Annotated in this window: 19 protein-coding genes; 10 read left to right on the top strand and 9 right to left on the bottom strand. The window is 60.4% G+C overall.

Annotated features, from left to right (window positions below):
• Nucleotides 1–109: 109 nt before the first annotated feature.
• The 5 genes from ACTQVX_RS00690 to ACTQVX_RS00670 all read right to left on the bottom strand — a co-directional run bounded on the left by ACTQVX_RS00690 (nt 110) and on the right by ACTQVX_RS00670 (nt 6993).
• On the bottom strand, nt 110–856 hold the full coding sequence (locus ACTQVX_RS00690; RefSeq protein WP_441559920.1) for an energy-coupling factor transporter transmembrane component T family protein: 747 nt from the start codon (nt 854–856) through the stop codon (nt 110–112).
• Nucleotides 849–2600 (bottom strand): ABC transporter ATP-binding protein, encoded by a 1752-nt coding sequence (locus ACTQVX_RS00685; RefSeq protein WP_441559919.1) that lies wholly within the window; start codon nt 2598–2600, stop codon nt 849–851. The genes ACTQVX_RS00690 and ACTQVX_RS00685 overlap by 8 nt, the downstream gene beginning before the upstream one ends.
• 158 nt (nt 2601–2758) lie before the next feature.
• The gene (locus tag ACTQVX_RS00680; RefSeq protein WP_441559918.1) at nt 2759–3331 is read right to left on the bottom strand and encodes a hypothetical protein; all 573 of its coding nucleotides are present in this window, start codon (nt 3329–3331) and stop codon (nt 2759–2761) included.
• A gap of 410 nt (nt 3332–3741) precedes the next feature.
• Nucleotides 3742–5667, bottom strand: a complete 1926-nt coding sequence (locus tag ACTQVX_RS00675; RefSeq protein ID WP_441559916.1) for a C69 family dipeptidase — start codon at nt 5665–5667, stop codon at nt 3742–3744.
• A gap of 408 nt (nt 5668–6075) precedes the next feature.
• The gene (locus tag ACTQVX_RS00670; protein ID WP_441559914.1) at nt 6076–6993 is read right to left on the bottom strand and encodes a diacylglycerol/lipid kinase family protein; all 918 of its coding nucleotides are present in this window, start codon (nt 6991–6993) and stop codon (nt 6076–6078) included.
• 98 nt (nt 6994–7091) lie between these two features.
• Between ACTQVX_RS00670 and rnd the strand changes: the two genes are divergently transcribed.
• The 7 genes from rnd (at nt 7092) to ACTQVX_RS00635 (ending at nt 14204) form a co-directional block, all read left to right on the top strand.
• Nucleotides 7092–8225: a ribonuclease D gene (gene rnd / locus ACTQVX_RS00665; RefSeq protein WP_154517283.1), complete on the top strand. Its 1134-nt coding sequence runs from the start codon at nt 7092–7094 to the stop codon at nt 8223–8225.
• Nucleotides 8226–8463: 238 nt separating this feature from the next.
• The gene (locus ACTQVX_RS00660; protein WP_154517280.1) at nt 8464–9168 is read left to right on the top strand and encodes a zinc metallopeptidase; all 705 of its coding nucleotides are present in this window, start codon (nt 8464–8466) and stop codon (nt 9166–9168) included.
• A gap of 115 nt (nt 9169–9283) precedes the next feature.
• Nucleotides 9284–10735: an exodeoxyribonuclease VII large subunit gene (gene xseA, locus ACTQVX_RS00655; protein ID WP_441559912.1), complete on the top strand. Its 1452-nt coding sequence runs from the start codon at nt 9284–9286 to the stop codon at nt 10733–10735.
• 42 nt (nt 10736–10777) lie between these two features.
• The gene (xseB, locus tag ACTQVX_RS00650; RefSeq protein ID WP_152067775.1) at nt 10778–11044 is read left to right on the top strand and encodes an exodeoxyribonuclease VII small subunit; all 267 of its coding nucleotides are present in this window, start codon (nt 10778–10780) and stop codon (nt 11042–11044) included.
• Between the two features lie 155 nt (nt 11045–11199).
• Nucleotides 11200–11535 (top strand): histidine triad nucleotide-binding protein, encoded by a 336-nt coding sequence (locus ACTQVX_RS00645; RefSeq protein ID WP_035137921.1) that lies wholly within the window; start codon nt 11200–11202, stop codon nt 11533–11535.
• A gap of 147 nt (nt 11536–11682) precedes the next feature.
• A complete protein-coding gene (locus tag ACTQVX_RS00640; protein ID WP_006234305.1) occupies nt 11683–12861 on the top strand; it encodes an acetate/propionate family kinase in 1179 nt (392 codons plus the stop codon).
• A gap of 164 nt (nt 12862–13025) precedes the next feature.
• Nucleotides 13026–14204 (top strand): acetate/propionate family kinase, encoded by a 1179-nt coding sequence (locus tag ACTQVX_RS00635; RefSeq protein ID WP_441559910.1) that lies wholly within the window; start codon nt 13026–13028, stop codon nt 14202–14204.
• 555 nt (nt 14205–14759) lie between these two features.
• Here the strand turns inward: ACTQVX_RS00635 and pta are convergent.
• Nucleotides 14760–15740: a phosphate acetyltransferase gene (pta, locus tag ACTQVX_RS00630; RefSeq protein ID WP_427718446.1), complete on the bottom strand. Its 981-nt coding sequence runs from the start codon at nt 15738–15740 to the stop codon at nt 14760–14762.
• 231 nt (nt 15741–15971) lie between these two features.
• Here pta and glf point away from each other — a divergent pair, with 231 nt between their 5' ends.
• Both glf and ACTQVX_RS00620 read left to right on the top strand, forming a co-directional pair.
• Entirely contained in the window at nt 15972–17174 is a 1203-nt protein-coding gene (glf, locus tag ACTQVX_RS00625) for a UDP-galactopyranose mutase (RefSeq protein ID WP_441040946.1), read from the top strand.
• Nucleotides 17167–18198: a glycosyltransferase family 2 protein gene (locus tag ACTQVX_RS00620; RefSeq protein WP_441536831.1), complete on the top strand. Its 1032-nt coding sequence runs from the start codon at nt 17167–17169 to the stop codon at nt 18196–18198. The genes glf and ACTQVX_RS00620 overlap by 8 nt, the downstream gene beginning before the upstream one ends.
• Before the next feature lie 373 nt (nt 18199–18571).
• Here ACTQVX_RS00620 and ACTQVX_RS00615 read toward each other — a convergent pair whose 3' ends face one another.
• The 3 genes from ACTQVX_RS00615 to ACTQVX_RS00605 all read right to left on the bottom strand — a co-directional run bounded on the left by ACTQVX_RS00615 (nt 18572) and on the right by ACTQVX_RS00605 (nt 20794).
• Nucleotides 18572–19573: a P1 family peptidase gene (locus tag ACTQVX_RS00615; RefSeq protein WP_441559907.1), complete on the bottom strand. Its 1002-nt coding sequence runs from the start codon at nt 19571–19573 to the stop codon at nt 18572–18574.
• Nucleotides 19574–19673: 100 nt separating this feature from the next.
• Nucleotides 19674–20255, bottom strand: coding sequence for a Maf family protein (locus ACTQVX_RS00610; protein ID WP_441015717.1), 582 nt, complete (start codon nt 20253–20255; stop codon nt 19674–19676).
• On the bottom strand, nt 20252–20794 hold the full coding sequence (locus ACTQVX_RS00605) for a DJ-1 family glyoxalase III (protein WP_427718432.1): 543 nt from the start codon (nt 20792–20794) through the stop codon (nt 20252–20254). The genes ACTQVX_RS00610 and ACTQVX_RS00605 overlap by 4 nt, the downstream gene beginning before the upstream one ends.
• Before the next feature lie 581 nt (nt 20795–21375).
• Between ACTQVX_RS00605 and ACTQVX_RS00600 the strand changes: the two genes are divergently transcribed.
• Nucleotides 21376–22356 (top strand): EamA/RhaT family transporter, encoded by a 981-nt coding sequence (locus ACTQVX_RS00600; RefSeq protein ID WP_441559905.1) that lies wholly within the window; start codon nt 21376–21378, stop codon nt 22354–22356.
• Nucleotides 22357–22376 lie beyond the last annotated feature (20 nt).

The following is a 22376-nucleotide window of genomic DNA, read 5'->3' as shown; positions in this document are numbered from 1 at the left end:
AAAAGGGACAGGTTTATTTTGGTAGGTTTTATCTGGGAAAACAGTAAAGGCCTCGGCTCGTTTGTGCGAGCCGAGGCCTTTTGCATTTGTCGGTTGCTGCCAGCGATTGCTAGAACAGGAAGCCGATGGCGATAAGGGCGATGCTGACGATAAGTACGGCAATGTCCAAGCCTTTGATGGGGTAGCGCTTGTACGAGCTCGCACGCGTGCGCAGGTAGAAGCCGCGCTGCTCGGCGGCAAGCGCGGTGGCATCGGTCTTGCCCACGCTCGAGATCAATAGCGGCACGCACAACGGCAGCATGAGCTTGAGCTTCTTGATGGGATTCTTGGTATCGTACTCGACGCCGCGTGCGGTCTGTGCCTCCATGATGGCGTTCATCTCTTGGCCAAACACCGGCACAAAGCGCAGCGCCGTGGTAAAGGTAAAGGCGTAGCGATACGGCACGTGCAGCACCTCCACGCAGGCATTGGCAAGGTCGTTGAGCTTGGTCACCATGAGCATCAGGATGAGTGGCAGCGCTACGCCCAACAGGCGCAGACAGGCCTTCGAGCCGGTGATGAGGCCTTCGTCGGTGACGAAGCCCCACACCACGTTGCCATCGCGCATGAAGGCCAGCTGCAGCGCTAACATGATGAGTGCGAGCGGAATCAGCAGCTTGAGCAGCGAGAACAGGCGGTCGACGACGCCGGCGTAGGCTCCCAGCGCGAGCGTGAGCGCCAGAAACCCCAACAGCGCCACGTAGGTGTCGGACAAAAGGATGCCGATGATGATGGCAGCGGCGAGGCCCAGTTTGATGACGGGATTCAGACGATGCAGCAGCGTGTCGCCCGGCATATAGTCGATGACATTAACCACGGCGGACCATCTCCTCGGTAATGCGAACGATATCGGTGACCTCGCTCACCTGTGCAAAGGCGGGCGAGACGGAAGATGCCAGACGGCGTGAGAGTTCAATAACCTGGGGCGGTTCAACATAGGCACGCTGCATGAGCTCGATGTTCGAGAACAGCTCGTGCGTGCGGCCGCGATCGAGGATGCGACCGTCGGCCATCACCACGATGCGCTCGGCAAAGTCCGAGACAACTTCCATGTCGTGGCAGACCATGATAACGGCGCAGCCGCGCTCGGCCATGGTGCGCACCGTTTCCATCACGGTCATGCACTCGCGGTAGTCCAGGCCACTCGTGGGCTCGTCGAGAACCACGATCTTGGGCTCTACGACCACGACGGAGGCGAGCGCCACCATCTGGTGTTGACCGCGCGAGAGCGAGAAGGGCGCATCGTAGGGCGGCAAGCCAAAGCGGTCGATGACGAGCTGGGCGCGACGCAGCGCCTCGGCGCGGTCGATGCCGGCAAGCTCTAGGCCAAAGGCGACCTCGTCGAGCACGGTGTCCTTGCAAATCTGGCGGTCGGGGTTTTGGAAAAGGGTTGCGACTTCGCGGGCGATGCGGCTCGTGGGAACGGCTGCGGTATCCAGTCCCGTGACGCGCACGCTGCCCGAGGTGGGCTTAAGCAGGCCTGTGAGCAGCTTGGTGAGCGTGGTCTTGCCGGCTCCGTTTTGGCCGACAATGCCCACGAGCTCGCCGGGATAGAGCGTCAGGTTGAGGTCGTGGACGGCGGCGCCACCATGGGGGTAGGAAAACTCAACGTGGTCAAACGTGAGCACCGGCTCGGCGTCTTTCGCATGCGGGCGCAGCGACGGTGCGTGCGGGGAGCCTGTGGGCGCCTGGGCGTCGCTTGTCGCACGGTCGGGGTCGACGATGCCCGCGATCAGGCGTTCGGCCTCGTCGACATCCAGGCAGGGGGTGCCGCTTGCCAAGCCATCGGCCTCGAGGCTGTTGAAAATGCGCGTGACGCGCGGGCAATCGACACCGATGGCGCGGAGCTTGTCGGTGTGCTCAAAGACCTCATGTGGCTCGCCTTGCAGCGCGATCTGGCCGTGATTGAGCACGAGCACGCGGTTGCAATACTCCGAAAGCAGGGCGACCTTTTGCTCAACGACGACGATGGTGATGCCGAGGTTACGGTTTGCCTCTCGCAGGGTCTCGAAGACGAGCGTGGAACTGGCGGGGTCGAGCGCTGCGGTGGGTTCGTCGAGTACCAGGACGCGCGGACGCATGGCGAGGATGGCGGCGATGGCCACCTTTTGCTTCTGGCCGCCCGAGAGGGTGGCGATCTCGCGGTCACGCAGGTCGCTGATACCGACTGTTTCGAGCGTATCGCTCACGCGTTGCTCGATCTGGTCGTGCGGAACGCCAAAGTTCTCGAGACCAAAGAGCATTTCGTCCTCAACGACGGATGCGACCATCTGCGTGTCGATGTCCTGCAGCACGCTGCCGACAATCTGCGACACGTCGGTGAGCGAGACCTCGCAGGTGTCGTGGCCGTCAACTAATACGGAGCCAAAAAAGGTGCCGGTGTAGTGGTGAGGCACGGCGCCCGAGAGGCAGGCGGCAAGCGTGGACTTGCCGGCGCCCGAGGGCCCGATGATGCCGATGAAATCGCCTTGATGCACACCGAGCGACACGTGGGCGAGCGCGGGCTGGGGTGCGCTGCCGTATGAGAACGAGACGTCATCGACGCTGATGATCGTTTCCATGGATACCTTTCATGGTCGTTGGGGATGGTCTTTGTTGGTTGAGCGCGGAGACGGCTTTACGAGGTGCCCCAGGTTGGCGTGAAAGAGGAGCGAAGTGTACTTGGGTACGCGAGCGACGAATGAACGCCAAGATGGGGTGGCTCGTAAAGCCGAGCAGGTTAGTTGAGCTTCAGAGCCTTCTGGATGGGCAGGTAGAGGGCGCCGACCAGAATGGCGTTAAACACGGCGGTCATGGCGACGACGGGCAGCATGGCTGCGGCGAGCTCGCCCACCACGCCGAGCATGGCCATCTTGATGACCATAAAGATGACGCCCGAGACAAAGGTGGTCACGAACGTTGCGACGATGGCGACGGCAGGCTTAACCTGGCCGCCCTTGGCGGCAGCGTTGACGATGACGGCCATGAGCATGGCGGCGATGCCCTCGGCGGCAAAATCGACAAACGGCGAGGTGGTGGTGATTTGGATCACGGCGGCCGAGATGAGGCCGATGACGAGCGCCTGGCCAATGTTGGGGCGAATGACCAGGATGGTGAGGCAGAAGGCCGAGATGATGAACTCGGGGCTGATCATGCCGCCCGAGATGCCCGAGATGGCCTTGCCAACGGTGAAGTTGAGGATGAAGCCGGCGGCAAGCAGGATGGCGAGCAGGACAAGGGCGCGGATGTCGAGTTTACCGCGGTCGGCGGTCTGGACGGTGCGGGGTTGGGCGGCGGTGGTGTTCTGAGGCATGGTGAAAGTCCTTTCGAAAAGGGGAGTGCAGGAAAAACGGAGGCGCGTGATGCGAATGCGATCGGGCTCGAGATAGAAAAAGGCCCCCGGTCGAAACCGGAGGCCTTCCAATCACCTAGAGCGCAAAAACAGGCGTGAGGGACTCACCGTCGACCGATCGTATTCGCATCACGCCACCACCAGTTGTTGAGAGACGTCATCGTGTTCTTCATGTTGGTGGCTCCTTTCGTGATGCCATGGCGCGGTCGCGCCCAGTTGCTGTTTCGCTGCACTATAGCACAGCGAAGTGTGTGCGGGGAAATCTTTTTTGAAAAGAATCTCGCGGCGTTTCCTCCTATTAAGAAGAGCGGGCGGGGCAGCTTGTGCTGTCCCGCCCGCGCCCTGGGAAGTGTTACTTCCTGCGAGGAGTGTTACTCCTTGTTGCGGCGATAGAGGGCATAGCCGCCAGCGGAGATGACGACGACGCCAGCAGCGGCGAACGCGGCAACCACGCGGCCGTCAAAACGGTCACCGGTGGTGGGCAGGTTGCCCTTGGTGTTCTTCTTGTTGGTGGTCACCGTGGTAGAGGTGCTCGGCTTGGTCGGCTTCTCGGGGGTAGTAGGCTGCTCGGGGGTGCCGGGCTGCTCGGGGGTGCCGGGCTGCTCGGGGGTGCCGGGCTGCTCGGGGGTGCCGGGCTGCTCGGGCTTCTCGGGGGCCTCGGTGGCGAGGGCATCCTTGGCGTAGGTGATGGACTGCTTAAGGCCACGGGTCTCGGTGTTCAGGTCGCTCGGGGTGAAGGGCTTGCTAAAGTCGCCAGCCTTCAGATAAGCGCGCATCTCCTGGAGCAGGGCCTTGCACTTGACGTAGGTGTTCTCGGTGGCAGCGTTGCCGGCCTTGTTGGCCAGAGCAGTGCGTCCCTCGGTGGTCGTCTCGGCCAGCATGGCGACGTCAACTTCTTTGTTCTGCTCGATGAGCTCATTTTGGAGCGCATCGAGGTAGGCACGGACGCTGATACCAAGGGTGTCAGGGTTCTCAAAGCAGAGCGAGCTGATGTCCATGAGAACGTAGTTGATTGAGTTCTCGGGTTCCTCGTTGTTCACGATGTCGGTCTCTTCGCAGTGCTCGAAGGAGACGGTCTGATCGCTGAAGTACGGGCTGACCTCAGTTATCAGAGCGGAGTACAACGGGATGGCGACGGAGTACGCAGCGCGGGAGAGCATCTCCCACTGGATGGTGGCAACCTGGGGATCAAGGCCGCGACGAATCTGGAAGAGGTTGACCTCGGTGTTGCGCTCGGTGCCGATGGCGTAGGCGCCGTCGGTGTTGGCGTTAAGGCCGGGGACATTTTCGCCGCGGTTGCCAAAGGCACGAATCAGCTCAAAGGTGCTCCAGCCAGACTTGCCAGGCTTGAAGAACAAGGGCTGGATCTCGCTGACGGATGCGCCGGTACCGTTCTTGTCTTTAACGATGGTGTAGTCCTTGTCCTTGATTAGCGGGTTCATGAAGTAGTCTCGGCCCTGGACATAGCGAGTCCACTGATGCCTGCCAGACTCATCGAGTCCCTCGCCATAGGTTTTGGCAACATCGAACTTGCCGTCGGTGTATTTGGCGAAGCCTTTCTCCACGGGCATGGTCTGGATGCCCTCGGAGTGGAGGCAGTTCTCGGCGTCATTAAGGTCGACATCGTAGTTGAGGCTCCCGATATTAGGGTTGAGCGACGCGACGTCATCAGCGAGCTTCATGGCAATCCACTGATGCCCGGAAAGTGCGGCGAACAGCCAAGTCTCGTTGCTGTCGGCGATGACAATCTGGTCGTTGGAGCAGACGCCCTGCTCGTCAATCAGACTGCCGATAAGCTTGACGCCCTCACGGGCCGTGGCGCTTTCGCCCAGGATAACGCTGGCGTAGTTGTACTCACCCAAGCCGTCCGTCAGGGGGTCCACAGCTTTGACATCTGCATTCATGCTGGTGCTTAGCGTGGCGGAACAGGAGACGCCCTTCTCGTTGATGCCTGCCTCGGAGTAGGCGTCCCAACGGTCATCCCACTGCGAGGGGTGATCGCGCACATAGCTGTAGCGATACGTGGTTTTGTTCGAGGTGTATGCGAACCCGGACTCATCGGAGCTGTAGGTGAAGCCGGGGGCGTGCGAATCCTCGATGCCAAAGTGCTTGAGGTAGCGTTTGTCATAGTCCTCGGCGCGGCCATAATACGTATTGCCGTCGGCCGTAAGGTTCTTGCCCATGTACATCTGCGTGCAGGCGAGCGCAGATGTCGGCATGGACATGATGGTTGCAGCTCCAAAGGCGAGGCCTATGCCTAGCTTCTTGAGCGCGTTGACGGGGTGAGCTTTCCTCATTTTCCCTCCCAGCGTGCGAAAGCCCTCTGTCGCCAGAGGGCTTCAGCCAATAAAACATCTTCCATAGCATAACGAAATGGAAATATTATTCATGTGTGAAATAAACTTATTCTATAAACGTGGTGAAATATTCGATGAGCGGTAAATCGTATTCATTATGTAGCTTTACTTAAATAAAGGCACCCTGTAATTACTGTACCTGAATAAAGCGCCTTGCACAGGGCGCGAAGAAAATCCCCCACTGTTTGGCAAATGCATAAACAACGGGGGAGACGATGATTGGATGAATATCATACCAATGTGGAATTACTTCTTCCGGCGGTGGATTACGTTAATCGCGTAGCCCACGAGCATGGCCAGAACGATGACGATAAAGCCAATGATAGGGTTGTCGTTCACGGGGTCCTCCTATTTTCCGAGTGGAGAGAATTCGTCGACGATGAGGTCGAGGCATTGTGGAAGCGCGCGGGCGCCAAAGACACCGGAGTTGCTGGAGATGATCTCGCCATCGAACTGCATGCCCAGCGACGGCGTGCAGGTAATCTTGGCTTCCTTGGTCTGGATAATCTTAAACTGCGGGCGGCCGAGCACCTTGCCGGCGGGGTCGAGCGCGGCGGTGATCACCGTGGGGAGCAGCTGCACGGTTTTTACCGGCTCGATGACTGCGATGTCGACCATGCCGTCGTTCATGCGGCAGCTGGGGAACAGGTTGATGTCGTTTTGGATGACTGAGGTATTGCCCGCCATGCAGCAGATGCCGTCGAGCTCCTCGACCATGCCGTCGTGTTCAATGGTAAAGTGCGCCACCGTGGGGTTGGGCGTGGCGAGCGCGGAGAGGAAGTAGGCGATCTCGCCAATGTCGTTTTTGGTGGGAGCGGCCTTCATCATGATCTCGGCGTCGAAGCCCGAGCCGGCGATGATGATAAAGCCGTGGCGCTTCTCGTTACCGTTCTCGTCGATCCAAAAGAGCTCACCCATGTCCACCTTGACCGTGCGGCCGGCGCGGCAAGCCTTGGCAAGCGCCGCCGCCTCGGGGGCATTACCGATGTTGTTAAAGAACAGGCAGGCTGTGCCGGAGGGGAAGATGAGCGTAGGGACACCGCACCCGCGCATCTGGTCGAGCACGTTGGAGACGGTGCCGTCGCCGCCCGAAACGACTACGCGGTCGAACTCACGAACGTCCGCTACCGCGTCCTCGGGCTCCATGCCATCGCCGATAAAGCGCATTACGACCTCGTCGCCGCCCTGTGCAAGAGCGTGCGTGAATGCGTAGATTTCATCGGAGCTGGGACCCGATGCCGGGTTGTGGATGATAAGGCAGCGCATACTTACGTTCCCGTTCTGTGACTAACCGAGTATAGTTGTAGGGCAATGCCGATATCCTACCCGTGTTTTTCGGGCTTAACCTTATTCGATGGGTTGATATGTACATTTCCACACATCAGGCTCTACTCGACTTTTGTCAGCGCGCTCGTGAGTTCGACGCGATTGCCGTCGATACCGAGTTTTTGCGCGAGCGCACGTTTCATCCGCGCCTGTGCCTGGTCCAGATTGCCACCCCTGCCGAGAGTGTCGCGGTCGATCCGTTGGTGATCGACGACTTATCGCCGCTGGCCGAGCTTATGGCCGACGAGAGCGTGGTCAAGGTCTTCCACGCCTGCTCGCAGGATATGGAGGTCATGCTCCACACCGTGGGCGCGCTGCCGCGACCGATTTTTGACACACAGGTCGCCGCCGCCTTTTTGGGCGAGCGCCAGCAGATTTCCTACGGCGCGCTCGTGCAGACGTTCTGCGGCGTATCGCTGCCCAAGACCGAGTCGCTGACCGATTGGTCGCGCCGCCCGCTGAGCGATAAGCAGATTGAGTACGCGATCGATGACGTCAAGTATCTGATCGTCGCCTATACCGAGATGATGAGCCGTTTGCGCGAGCTGGGCCGTGTGGACTGGGTGCTCGACGAGTTGCGCCCGCTGGCCGACGAGTCGCACTACCGCGCCGACCGCCATGAGGCATTCCGCAAGGTCAAGCGCATCAACTCGTGTAGCCGCCATCAGCTGGGCATTGCGCGCGAGCTTGCCGCCTGGCGCGAGGACCGCGCCGAGCGCCGCAACATCCCGCGCAAGTGGGTCATGTCCGACGATACGCTGCTGGCGCTCGTCAAGCGCAATCCTGTGCGCGTTGAGGAGTTCCGCAGCATCCGCGGCACCGATCAACTGGGGGAGCGCGATGTGGACGGCGCGCTCATGGCCATCAAACGCGGCGCGAGCTGCCCGCACGATCGCCTGCCGCTCATGGTGCGCGGACATCGCCAGATCTCTCCGGAGCTGGAGAGCGTGACGGATCTCATGTACGCGCTCATTCGCCTGGTTGCCGAGCGTTCGGGCGTGGCGACCTCGGTCATTGCCTCGCGCGATGACCTGGCCGACTATATTGAGCATCCCGAGCAGAGCCCTTTGCGCGAAGGTTGGCGCTTTGAGCTTGTGGGCTCGCGCCTGGACGATCTGCTCTCGGGCAACATGGGGTTGACGGTGAAGGACGGCAAAATCGAGCTCCTGTAGGTATATGGTTACGCGGTTTTACCAAACCACGTAACAGCTCGACGCTGCAAACGGCCGAGAGCGGCAATCTGACGTTCAATCGTCGCTCGCGTACCAAAGTACGCGTCGCTTCTCTTTCACGTCACCTTGCTCGCTCTCGGCCGTTTTCGCTGACATTGCCAAAACATCGATACTGTCTCGTTGGCTGGGCGAGTGGGTAGAATGCCTCCAACGTGTAACTCGATTCGGAGGAATTCGCATGCCCTATTACTATGGTTATGGCTTTGGCATCGACCCGCTGTACCTGCTGGTCGTCCTTGTTTGTACGGTGCTCGGTCTTGCCGCGCAGAGCTATATCAACTCGACGTATAAAACCTGGTCCAAGGTTCGCTCGGACGGCGACACGGGCGCTGCGGTCGCGCGCCGCATGCTCGACGCCAGCGGTTGCAATGCCGTGGGTATCAAGGGCGTCGCCGGTGAGCTCACCGACCATTACAACCCGCAGGATAACAACCTGTATCTCTCGGATGCCAACCGTTCGGGCGGATCGGTCGCAAGCGTTGCCGTCGCCTGCCACGAGGCGGGCCACGCCGCCCAGCGCCAAAGCGGCTATGCCATGATGAAGGTGCGCACTGCCCTGGTCCCGGTCGTCAACTTTACCCAGAACACCTGGACCATCGTGCTACTCATGGGCCTGTTCATGAACATCGCGGGACTCACGACCCTCGCGCTGATCTTCTTCTCGTTTAGTGTATTGTTCCAGCTGGTTACGCTGCCGGTCGAGATTGATGCCAGCCGCCGCGCCGTGGCGTACATCGAGCGGTCGGGCATGAGTTCCAAGCAGGTCAACGGTGCCAAGAAGGTCCTGACGGCAGCCGCGCTTACCTATGTTGCCGCAGCGCTCACCTCGATCATTCAGCTGCTCTACCTGATGGCTCGCTACAACAGAAACTCCAACCGATAACAAATTGGCTTGACAGGCGCCGCGGGGATTTGTGTCCCCGCGGCGCTGTACTATGTGTTGGACTTGAATTTGCGCAGGGCTGGAGCCTTTGTGCGCGATAACGAAAGGAGGCTGCGTGGCAGGCTGGAATCTAACCGGCAATGCCGTTTCCGCCGAGTTTGACGGCTCGGACGATCGGGAGCGCAAGGAACTCAGCGTGAGCCAGGCGGTGGAGATCGCCGCCGGTGCACTCGATGCTATTCCGCAGCTGAGTGTTTTGGGCGAGGTCACGGGTTTTCGTGGCCCCAATGCCCGAAGCGGTCACTGCTACTTCCAGATTAAGGACGATTCGGCCGCCGTTGACTGCATCATTTGGAAGGGCGCCTATCTCAAGCGCACGTTCGATCTGCGCGACGGCATGCAGGTGAGCTTTAAGGGTAGCTTCAATCTCTATAAGCCCACGGGCCGCATGAGTTTTGTCGCCCGCTCGTTTTCGCTGGCGGGGGAGGGTCTGCTGCGTCAACAAGTGGCGCAACTGGCCGAAAAGCTGAGCCGCGAGGGCCTGATGGACGAAGCGCGCAAGCGCCGCATCCCGGTGTTCTGTTCACGCGTGGCGGTCGTCACCTCGCTTTCGGGTGCCGTAATCGATGACGTCAAGCGCACATTGCGTCGTCGCAACCCACTCGTCGAGCTCGTTTGCGTGGGTGCCAAGGTTCAAGGCGAGGGTGCGCCGGCAGAGCTCATTGAGGGTTTGCGTCGCGCCGCTTCCATTACGCCGGCGCCTGACTGTATTTTGCTGGTGCGCGGCGGCGGCTCCTTCGAGGACCTCATGACCTTTAATGACGAGGAGCTTGCCCGCGCGGTGGCGGCTTGTCCTGTGCCCGTGGTGACCGGCATTGGCCATGAGCCCGATACCTCGATTTGCGACATGGTGAGCGACCGTCGCGCCTCCACGCCCACGGCGGCGGCAGAATCGGTGGCGCCGGCTATGACGGAGTTGGCCGACGTGCTCGAGACGCGCCATCAGCGTCTGGGCGCCGCGATGGCTTCGATGATCGGGTCAGATCAGGTCGATCTGGAAATGCTCGATCAGCGTGGTCGCCGCGCTTGGGACACCTATACGGCTCGTCTGGGCGACGCGCTCGATGCGGCCGCGTGCCGCCCGTGCCTCAACGATCCAACGTTTATGGTCGAGCGTCGCGAGTCTGAGCTTGCCCTGACGGCCGATCGCCTGTCCGGCGCCATAACGCGTTCGGTTGGGGCCTTCCGCTCCGACTTTGAGCGCCTGCCCGAGCGCTTGATCGCAAGCACCTCGGGGCTCGATGGCAAACGCCATGCGCTCACGCTTGCGAGCTCCCGTCTGGAGCATCAGGGGCGCACGATGCTCAGCAAGCCCGCGTCCGACCTGGGCCGAGCTGCTGCGTCGCTCGATGCCTTGTCGCCGCTCAAGGTGCTTGCCCGCGGTTACTCCATCGCGTACAGCGAGGACGGTGTGGCTTCGAGCGCCAAGATCTTTAAGCCGGGCGACGCTATTCGCGTGCGCATGGCGGACGGCAACGTGGCAGCAACCGTCAACGCGGTCGAGTAGACCGCGTTTCACAGTGATAGACCCTTAGGAAAGGAAACAGATATGGCAGAGAAGACCCCGGTCGAGCAGCTTACGTACAAGCAGGCCTCGCAGGAGCTGGAGCTCATCATCCGCAGCCTGGAGTCGGGCGACATGGAGCTCGAGGAGTCGCTCGAGAGCTATACCCGCGGCGTCGAGCTCCTCAAGAGCCTACGCACCCGCCTGTCCGATGCCGAGCAGAAGGTCTCGGTGCTCCTTAAGGACGTCGACGGCAACGACGTGCTCGTCGACGGCGAAGCCGCCAACACCGACGACAACCTCTCGTTCTAACCACCTCGCAGCCTACTTTGGGGTAGTCTTTTTGGGACGGGGCTTTTTTGACTACCCTTGCGCGACGGCTCGCCAGGTGCCTGCGCTTGCGAAAAAGTAGTCAAAAAAGCCCCGTCCCAAAAAGACTACCTTGGTCTGTGAGAAAGGAACCAACCATGTGTGATTGCATCTTCTGCAAAATTGCCAACCACGAGATCCCCTCGACCGTCGTTTACGAGGACGATCAGGTCATCGCGTTCGACGACCTCAATCCCCAGGCGCCGGTCCACACGCTCGTAATCCCCAAGAAGCACTACAGCGACATCGCCGACAACGTACCTGCCGAGACCATGGGCGCCATGGCCCACGCCATCCAGGAGGTCGCTAAGGCCAAGGGCCTGGAGGACGGCTTCCGCGTCATCTCCAACAAGGGCGTCAATGCCGGTCAGACCGTCATGCACTTCCACATGCACGTCCTCGGCGGCAAAAACCTGGGCGAGAACCTCATCTGAGGACGCTTCTTCCGTGGGATGAGGCGAAAGCTTAGGCACCGATAACTTATATATCAACGCAATAAACCCGAGCGCGAGGGCGTTTGGGTTTATTATTGAAGCGTATGTAACCTGGCGGCGCCACACCGCCTGTTAGTAGGGAGACACATGAACGTTCTGGTCGTCAACGCAGGATCTTCGACCCTTAAGTATCAGGTCATCGATACCAAGTCCCACAAGGTGTCCGCAAAGGGCTCCTGCGAGCGCGTCTGCTTTACCGGCGGTACCTTCACCCACGCTGCCAACGGTTCCAAGAAGGTGACCGAGAACATCGAGTTCCCCGACCACAAGGTCGCCATCGAGGTCGTCCTGAAGGACCTCGAGGCCAACGGCGTCAAGATCGAGGGCATCGGCCACCGTATCGTTCAGGGCGGTTGGTACTTCGGCGATTCCTCCCTCGTCGACGAGGACGTCCTCGCCAAGATCCGCGAGGTCGCTCCGCTCGCCCCGCTGCACAACAACCCCGAGGCCAACGTTATCGAATACTGCCTCGAGCAGTATCCCGACCTGCCCAACGTCACGGTCTACGACACTGCTTTCCACTTCAACATGCCCGAGGTCGCCAAGACCTACGCCCTGCCCAAGGACGTCTGCGACAAGCTGCACATCCGTAAGTACGGCGCCCACGGCACCAGCTACCGCTACATCTCCAAGAAGGTTGCCGAGATGACCAACGGCGAGGCTCGCAAGGTCGTCGTGTGCCACATCGGTTCCGGCGCTTCTCTGTGCGCTATTGAGGACGGTAAGTGCATGGACACCACCATGGGCTTGACGCCGCTCGACGGTGTCATGATGGGCACCCGCTGCGGCTCCATCGACCCGGCTACCGTGTGCTACCTGCAGCGCGAGGGTGGCTACACCTTCGACGAGGTCGACGAGATGATGAACAAGAAGTCCGGCCTTTTGGCTGTGACCGGCGGCAAGACCAACGACTGCCGCAACGTTGAGGAGCTCGCCGCTGCCGGCGACCCCGAGGCTCAGCTCGCCTTCGATATGTTCGTCTACAAGATTGCCGCCAAGGCCGCCGAGATGGCCACTTCCATGTGCGGCATGGACACCCTGGTCTTTACCGCCGGCATCGGCGAGCACGCTCCGGCCGTTCGCGCCGGCGTGGCCGATCGTCTGGCCTTTATGGGCGTTAAGATGGATCATGCCCGCAACGCCCTGCGTGGCGACGGCGCCTGGTGCCTGTCCGCCAAGGATTCCAAGGTCAAGATTTTCGTCATCCCCACGGATGAGGAGTTCATGATCGCTTCCGACGTCGAGCGCATCGTCAACGGCAAGTAATTGCAAGAGGGGAGGGGCTGGACGATCAAGTGCCGTTCGGCCCCTCTCTTGTGCTCGTTGGGCGATATGCCTGATAGCTATTTATCAAGTTGTGATAACTTCTTATTAACATACGGCCACCTTAAGGGGTCTGCGCCGACCGTATTGCACTGCAAAGGAGTCTCATGAACGTACTTGTTGTCAACGCCGGCAGCTCAAGCCTTAAATATCAGCTTTTGGATACCGATACCCGCAAGGTTTTCGCCAAGGGCAACTGCGAGCGTATCGGATCGGACATGGGCGTCTTTGGCCACTCCGAGAACGGTGGCGCCAAGCAGACCGAGGAGGTTCCCTTCCCCGATCATCGCTCTGCTATCGCTCGTGTGCTCGAGGAGCTTGAGAAGACCGACTTTACGATTGATGGCATTGGGCATCGTATCGTTCAGGGCGGCTGGCACTTCGATGATTCCGCAGTTGTCGACGACGAGGTTATGGCCAAGATTCTTGAGGTGGCACCGCTTGCTCCGCTGCACAACTACGGCGAGGCCGCGGCGATTGAGTATTGCCGTGAGAAGTATCCGGAGCTGCCCAACGTGGCCGTCTTCGATACCTCGTTCCACATGACCATGCCCGAGGTTGCCTACACCTACGCGCTGCCCAAGGACGTGTGCGACAAGTACCACGTGCGCAAGTACGGCGCGCACGGTACGAGCCACCGCTACGAGTGGATGATGGCCAAGGAGATCCTGGGCTCGCGCTGCCACCGTCTGCTTTCGTGCCATCTGGGCAACGGCGCTTCGCTTGCCGCCATTGAGGACGGCGTGTGCCGCGACACCACGATGGGCCTCACGCCGCTCGATGGTTTGATGATGGGAACCCGCTGCGGCTCCATTGACCCGGCCACCGTGTGCTACCTCCAGCGCGAGGGCGGCTACAGCTATCAGGAAGTCGATGACATGATGAACAAGCAGTCTGGTCTGCTTGCCATCTCGGGTATCTCCAACGACGCCCGCGACATCCGCACGCGCGCCTCCGAGGGCGATGAGCGCTGCCTGCTCGCCTTCGACATGTTCGCCTACAAGGCCATGCAGCAGGCCGGTTCCATGATCGCATCCATGGCGGGCGTGGACACCATCACCTTTACCGCCGGCATCGGCGAGAACGACTGGTCGATCCGCAAGGCCTTCTGCGACTGCTTTGAGTGGCTGGGCGTGCGCATCGACAACAACAAGAACCGTGAGGCCGTGGGCAACGGCCCGCAGGTCATCAGCTCCGCCGGTTCCGCCGTCACCGTCATGGTCATCCCCACCGACGAGGAATACATGATCGCCCGCGACGTCGAGCGTCTGACCGCGAACAACTAGCGCGCTCGTTTGCATGTAAACGAAAGGCCTCCTGAGCAACAGCTCGGGAGGCCTTTTTTACTAGCAGAAGGACAGCGGAAACTCCATCCCGTTTCGAGCACAAATTCTGGGACACGCTTTCCGGTTGAGGCACGTTGCGGAAAAAACGACCCACAATAAAGCAAAATTCCGTCCCACAGTTTCCCAAACAAGCCCCAAGCGGAAGCTGCATCCCACAATCCGCCTCCAAACCGGGACACGCTTTCCGGTGGGCCAGACATCGAACCGCAGCCAACATTTCGCATCCAAAGTGATTGCCGCCATCAACGCCTGCACTTTCAGCAACGGCACCCATCCATTCAGATTCTCAGCCCCAGCTCGTAGCCAAGCCGCCGTCCACCCCAGATCCCCTGAATGCTACGTGGCGGTAGAAGGCCGTACGGGCTAACCCCTGAAAACAATCCGCAGACCAGAAACGCCCCCGTTCGTAGCTCCGAAGGAGCAGAACGAGGGCGTTTCATTGGTCGAGGACGTTTTCAGGGGTTAGCCCGTACGGCCTTCGGGCGAGTGCGTGCGCTACTCAGCCATCTGAGCCTGGACGGCGGTGATGGCTACGACACCCACGATGTCGTCGGCAGAGCAGCCGCGCGAAAGGTCGTTAACCGGCTTGGCGATGCCCTGCAGGATGGGGCCGTAGGCGTCGGCGCCGGCGAAGCGCTGGACCAGCTTGTAGCCGATGTTGCCGGCCTCGAGGTCGGGAAACACGAGCACGTTGGCCTTGCCGGCAACGGAGGAGCCGGGAGCCTTGAGCTGGGCGACGTTGGGGACGATGGCGGCGTCGAGCTGCAGGTCGCCATCGATGGCGAGCTCGGGAGCCTTCTCCTTGCAGAACTTCACGGCCTCCTGGACCTTCTTGGCGACCTCGCCGCCGGCGGAACCCATGGTGGAGTAGGAGAGCATGGCCACGTGCGGCTCAACGTTGCCCATGAAGGTGGACCAAGAGTGAGCGGAGGCGATGGCGATTTCGGAGAGCTCATCGGAGGACGGGTTGATGTTGAGGCCGCAGTCGGCGAAGATCAGCGTGCCGTCGGTGCCGAACTGCGGGGTGTCGGTGCACATCACAAAGAAGGCCGAGACCAGCTTGGTGCCCGGGGCGGTCTTGAGGATCTGCAGCGCGGGGCGCAGGGTGTCGGCGGTGGAGTGGCAGGCGCCGGAGACCAGACCATCGGCATCGCCCATCTTGACCATCATGGTGCCAAAGTAGGTGGCGTCCATCACCTGGGCGCGAGCCTGCTCGATGGTGACACCCTTCTTGGCGCGGAGCTCGGCAAACTTCTGCGCGTACTCCTCGTGCTTCTCGGCATTGCGCGGGTCGATGACGGTAGCGCCGGGAACGTTGATCTCGTCGGGGTTGCCCAAGATGACGATCTTTGCCAAGCCCTCCTCGATGATCTTGGTAGCTGCGATGATGGTGCGCGGATCTTCGCCCTCGGGCAGGACGATCGTCTTAAGGTCGGCCTTGGCGGCAGACTTCATACGGTTTAGGAAATCGCTCATGTTACTCCTTACAAGCGTTTCGCTAAGCTCCAGGCACCCGGCTGTCCACGAATAAACCCGCTGCTAGCGGGTTTACCTTTCAAATATGTACGCCGGGGTGCTTGAGCTTTCCTTGTGTGGCAAGCTCATTATAGGACGCATTAGCGCTATAATCGCTCTGATAAATATGTCTCGAAGAATGTTCGAGAAAAGCCCAGCTAACGAGCCCGTGGCTTTTGACAAGGAGTATCGATGCAGATTACCTCAGGCCTGCCTGAAGGCTTTAACGCCGGCGCATACGACATGATTGTCGTCGGTGCCGGGTATGCCGGTGCCGTTTGTGCCCGCCGTCTTGCCGAGACTATCGGCTATCGCGTTGCCGTTTTGGAGCGCCGTGGCCACATTGCGGGCAATGCTTACGACTGCTTTGATGAGGCCGGGATCCTGGTCCACGAGTATGGTCCGCACATTTACCATACCTTTAACGAGCGCGTCCACAATTTTCTGTCGCGCTTTACCAAGTGGACGGACTACCAGCACAAGGTGCTTGCCAATATCAACGGCACCCTTATGCCCGTGCCCTTTAACCACGCGAGCCTCAAGCTCGCCTTTGGCGATGAGCGCGGCGAGGAGCTGTATCAGAAGCTCGTGGAGACCTTTGGCAAGGACGTCAAGGTGCCCATCATGGAGCTGCGCAAGAAGAACGACCCGGATCTTGCCGAGGTCGCCGATTACGTCTACGAGAACGTCTTTTTGCATTACACCATGAAGCAGTGGGGCCAGACGCCCGACCAGATCGATCCCTCGATCACCGGCCGCGTTCCCGTCTTTGTGGGCGACGATGACCGCTATTTCCCGCAGGCCCCCTTCCAGGGCATGCCGCAGGACGGCTATACCGCGTTGTTCGAGCATATGCTCGACCACGATCTGATTGATGTGTTCTGCAACGTGGACGCCCGCGACCTCTTTGAGATTGACGAGACCACCGTCAAGATCGACGGCAAGGTCTATGGCGGCGAGATCGTCTACACCGGTCCGCTCGACGAGCTGTTCAACCTCGACTTGGGCGCTCTGCCGTACCGTACGCTCGACATGAAGTTCGAGACGCTCGATATGGACCAGTTCCAGCCCGTGGGCACCGTCAACTACACCACGAGCGAGGATTACACGCGCATCACCGAGTTCAAGAACATGACTGGTCAGGTCCTGCCCGGCAAGACCACCATCATGAAGGAGTATTCCAAGGCCTATACGCCCGGCTCGGGTGAGACGCCCTATTACGCCATTCTGGAGCCCGAGAACCGCGAGCTCTATGAGCGCTATCTTGAGCGCGTCCAGAACCTGACGAACTTCCACCCGGTGGGTCGCCTGGCCGAGTATCGTTACTACGATATGGATGCCGTGACCAACTCTGCCCTCGATCTTTCGGATGAGATTATCGCCTGCCATGCATAAAGTCATATCATTCGGTATTCCCTCGTATAACGCCGCCAAGGACATGGACCATTGCATCACCTCCATTCTGGAGGGGAGCAATTACGCCACCGATATCGAGATCATCATCGTCGATGACGGTTCCAAGGACGAGACGGCAGCTAAGGCCGATGAGTGGGAGGCGCGTTACCCCGGTATCATCCGCGCGGTGCATCAGGAGAACGGCGGTCACGGCATGGCCGTCCTCTCGGGCCTGCGCGAGGCACAGGGCACCTACTACAAGGTCGTCGACTCGGATGACTGGCTCGACGGTGCGGCGCTTTCGACCATGCTTTCGATTCTGCGTGGCTTTGAGGAGCGCGACCAGCGCGTCGATCTGTTTATCTCGAACTATGTGTACGAGAAGGTTTACGAGGGTACGCATACCGCTATTGGTTACAAGTTCGCCCTGCCGCGCAAAAAGATCTTTACCTGGGACCAGATTGGCCATTTCCGTCTGGACCAGAATTTGCTCATGCACAGCCTGTGTTATCGCACGGATGTGCTGCGCGCGTCCAATCTGCCTATGCCGCCGCACACGTTCTATGTAGACAATATCTACGCCTATGTGCCGCTGCCGCGCTGCAAGACCATGTACTACGCCGACATCGACCTCTATCGTTACTTTATCGGTCGCGAGGGCCAGAGCGTCAACGAGGCCACGATGGTCAAACGTCTGGACCAGCAGTTTCGCGTGACGCGCATTATGATGGAGTCGTTCCATCTGTACAGCGATGTCGAGTCGTCGCGTCTGCGCGCGTACATGATGGGCTATTTCACCATGATGATGGCAATTTGTTCGGTGCTTACCAAGCTTTCCGATGAGGATTGCGCTGACGAGCGCCTGACGACATTGTGGAGTGATTTGAAGGCCTACGACGAGCGTATGTATCGTCGTGCACGCTACGGTGTGGTCGGCTTCTTTACCAACCTGCACGGGCGGGCTGGAGACAAAACCACACTCGGCCTATACCGCCTTGCCTCAAAGATCTTCAAATTCAACTAGCTGTTGAGTAATCGCTGCTGATAGGTTGACTGGGCCCCTTGGCCTTTAGTTTGCTACTGCGAACAGTCCTGCTCGCACGGAAAGCACATTAAGTGCTTTCCGGCTCGTGCGGAACTTGTATCAAACTAAAGGCCAAGGGGCCTTTGCTATAAGAATCGATTGTCAGGCTGCCTGAATTTGAAGATCTTGGACGCGCGGTACACAGGGGCCTGGGCTGAAAGAGATCTTGATGAGTAGGTTGCCCGGTTGGTCTTGGTTATGTTTGTCGCGAGTTCCGCACGAGCCGAAGAGCACTTAATGTGCTCTTCGTGCGAGCCAGGACTGTAGAGCAGCAAACATAACCAAGACCAACCGGGCAACCGGACGAGCTAATTTACTTCGCAACGCCGGGGATGCCGTGGGATGTTTTGGCGGTTTTGGCTCCGTTTACGATGGCGGTTTCCAGGGCCCTTACGGCGAGCATGCCCAGCAGGTCTAGGGGAACGGCGGCGCTTGCCTGGCTGCCCAGCTTGCCGCTGGCAAGGGTGTAGATGGTGTCACCGTCGTTGGTGGTGTGTGTGGGGCGGATGGCGTGTGCATAGGCGTCTGCGGCCATCTGGGAGACCTTGGTGGCCTGGGCCTTAGTGAGCTCCACGTTGGTGACGATGCAGCTGATGGTGGTGTTGGTGCGGTCGAGTGGCATTTTCATAGAGCCGGCGGCGGCAAGGGCGGCGAGCTCCATGTCGACGATCTGGTCGCTATCGGCTGCGGCGCGCATGCCGGCCACCCACTCGCCGGTGGTCGGGTCGACCACGTTGCCACAGGCGTTGACCGAGACCACGGCGCCCACCTTGACGGTGCCGAGTGCCACGGCAGCAGCTCCAAGGCCAGCCTTCATGCAGGTGGCGGGCCCCATGAGCTTGCCTACGGTGGCGCCGGTGCCGGCACCTACATTGCCCTGATCGAGTGTGGTGGGGGTATGGTCGAGCGCCTCGCGCACGGCGGCGATACCGGCCTCAATGTCGGGACGCACGGTGGGATCGCCAAAGGCGAGGTCGAAGATGCAGCTGGAACACACGATGGGCACCTGCGTGGGGCCGACGGGCAGACCGATGCCGCGGCTCTCGAGTTCGCGGGCCACGCCGCTTGCCGCTTCGAGACCAAAGGCCGAACCGCCCGAAAGGCAGACGGCGTGGACCTTATCGACGGTGTTCTCGGGACGCAGCAGATCGGTCTCGCGCGAAGCGGGAGCGCCACCACGTACGTCAACGCCGCCGGTGGCACCCTCGGGCGCCACGATTACGGTGCAGCCGGTGCCGGCCTCCCCGTCTGTATAGTTGCCAAAGCAAAAGCCATCGATATCGCAAACGTCAATGGCTTCGAGCAGTGTGTCCATGTTTTCTCCTATCGGTTTTCCGCCGGGCCTTATGCTCGGTCGGGATCCGTACGGTACGGCAAAATTGTAGGCGCCGGGGGATACCCAGCGCCAGATGCAATTACGAGAGTTTTTGAATCGCACGTGCGACGCGAGCGATGGGTAAGCCCACCACGTTGTAGAAGTCGCCCGAAATGTCATGCACGAGCATGCGGCCGCCTGTGCCCTGGATACCGTAGGCTCCGGCCTTGTCCATGGGTTCGCCGGAGGCAACATAGTGCCCGATCTGCTCCTCGGTAAGCTCATAGAACGTCACGTCGGTCACATCGACAAACGACAGACTTTCGGCGGCATGCGGAGCCGCCGCGTCGCCGGCTTTAACGATGCAGACGCCGGTTGCCACCTGGTGCGTGCGGCCCGAAAGCTCGCGGAGCATGGTGCGTGCCTCGTTCTCGTCTGCCGGCTTGCCCAAAATTTGCCCGTCAAAGGTGACAATGGTATCGGCTGCGACAGTCAGTTCGTTGGGTTCGGCGTGCTCGGAGGCAACGGCAGCGGCTTTGGCGCGTGCCAAGCGTTCGACAAGCGTAAGCGGAGCTTCGCCATCAAAAGGTGTTTCGTCGATATCTGCGGGAATTACGCGAACGTCATAGCCCGCCTCGCGCATCAGCTCTATGCGGCGCGGCGATTGCGAAGCCAAAATCATAGCTGGATGCCCTCGGCAACCTTCTCGACGGCCTTGTCGCCGGCGAGTGTGCGCAGCAGCTCCAAGGCAAAGGGAAGTGACTGTGCCATGCCGCTGGCAGTGATGATGTTGCCGTCTTGCGTGACCTTCTCGCCGGTATAAGCACCCTCGGGGAAGCTCTTCTCAAAGCCGGGGAAGCACGTGGCTCGGCGTCCCTCGAGCAGACCAAGCTCGCCCAGGATAAACGGGGCGGCGCAGATGGCGGCAACGTGCTTGGTTGCGGCGAACTCGCAGACTACATCGCAGACACGCTGGTCGGCGCGCAAGTTGGTGGCTCCGGGCAGGCCGCCGGGCAGCACGATGCAGTCGTACTCCTCAAAGTTGATCTCATCAAAGAGCGCATCGCAGGTCACGGGAATCTGCAGCGAGCTCACGACCTCGCGTGTGGGCATGATCGAGACGAGCGTGGCGCGCACGCCGCCGCGACGCATGACATCGACCATGGTCAGGCATTCAATAGTTTCAAAACCATCGGCGGCGAGAACGGCAACGCTGGGCATGAGAGTTCCTTTCGTAAGGCGGCATACAATTAGCCGTCTTATACCCCGAAGGCCTATGCTTGCCACGCTCGATTTCCCAATGTTTAAAAGGGGACGGGGCTATTTTAGCTACCCTCACCCATCCTCAACAATCTCGATCTGTAACATCTAGGCCCACTTTTGACCCCTAACTGTTACAGATCAAGACAAACGGAAACCGCCCCGACAAAACGTCTAAATCTGTAACATCTACGGACCAAAACCGGGTCTTACTGTTACAGATCGAGACCGTCCCCAACACACCGCCCCGTTCGGGGAACGACCGCCACAGGTACGGCGGGCAGAGACTCATTTTTTTCCTCGGTTTTTCTTGACGGAATCTCACCTGTTGTAGTACTTTGTCCCAGTCTAAAAACGCGTGGACTTTTCTGGGCGCTAGCCACCTTTTTGCCACGCAACCGAGCAGTCGGTTGCGTGGCTTTTTTCGTCTTGGCAGCAGGTGCCACATGCACCGCCAGAAGACCGCACGAGCCCACCTTCCGACTGCAGGGAACAGACGCACGAGACGTGCATCTGCAAGACAGCAGACGGAAGGGAGCCTAATGGCAGGAACAAACACAATCAAGCAACAGGCCGCCGGGGTAGGAGCCACGGGCGCGGGACAGGCCAAGGCGGCGCTCCAGGTCTTTGCGGGCGGCGCCTGCTACGGCGCGATGGCCACGACCTACAAGCTCGCCTACGCCGCGGGCTTCACCTCGGTGCAGGTGGTGGCGAGCCAGGCGTGGTTCGGCTGCCTCTTCTTCGCCCTCGCCACACTCGCGGGCAACGCACTCGGGCACCGATGGCAGCGCGTGGGCTGGAAGCTCGCCCTCAAGCTCATGGGCCTGGGAGCCCTCACCTGCCTCACCTCAATCCTTTACTGCTACGCCATGAGCGTGCTGCCCGCCCCGGTGGCGCTCACGCTCCTCTTCCAGTTCACGTGGCTGGGGCTCCTGTGGCAGACCGTCATGACGCGCCGACCGCCGAGGGCCCTCCAAGTGGTCTCCGCCTTGGTCATCGTCTTCGGAACGGTGTTCGCCAGCGGCGTTTACAAGACCGGCATCACCGGGTACGACCCCGTGGCCCTGCTCTGCGCGCTGGGGGCGGCCGTGTCCTGCTCCCTCTTTGTCACCCTCTCCGGCAAGGTCGAGGCCCCCTGCTCGTCCGAGCAGCGTGGCGTCATCGTATGCGCGGGCTCCGTGGTCATGTCGCTCACGGTGTGCCCGGACTACGTCGTCTCGGGCGTCCTCGTCCAGGGCATCCTGCCCTTTGCCGTCATCGCCGGCTTCTTTGGCATGCTCTGCCCGGTCCTGCTCTTCGGCATGGGCTCTCCGCACCTGCCCGCGGGCCTCTCCACAGTCATGGCCGCCGCGGAACTCCCCGCCGGCCTGCTCATCGCCATGATCGTCCTCGGCGAGCCGCTCGGCGTCGTCGAGTGGCTGGGCGTCGCCATCATCCTCGCCGGCGTGTGCCTGGCGCAGGTCCCCTCCCTGCTTGGAGGCCGGGAGGCACGTCGCGCCGCCGCAGGACAAGCCATCAGCTAGTCATCCCTTCACAGGCGGCC

The sequence above is a fragment of the Collinsella sp. LCP19S3_A6 genome, assembly GCF_052122015.1.
Taxonomy (GTDB): Bacteria; Actinomycetota; Coriobacteriia; order Coriobacteriales; family Coriobacteriaceae; genus Collinsella.
Note: the sequence above shows the minus strand (reverse complement) of the source record. Positions and strands in the feature narration are given on the sequence as shown.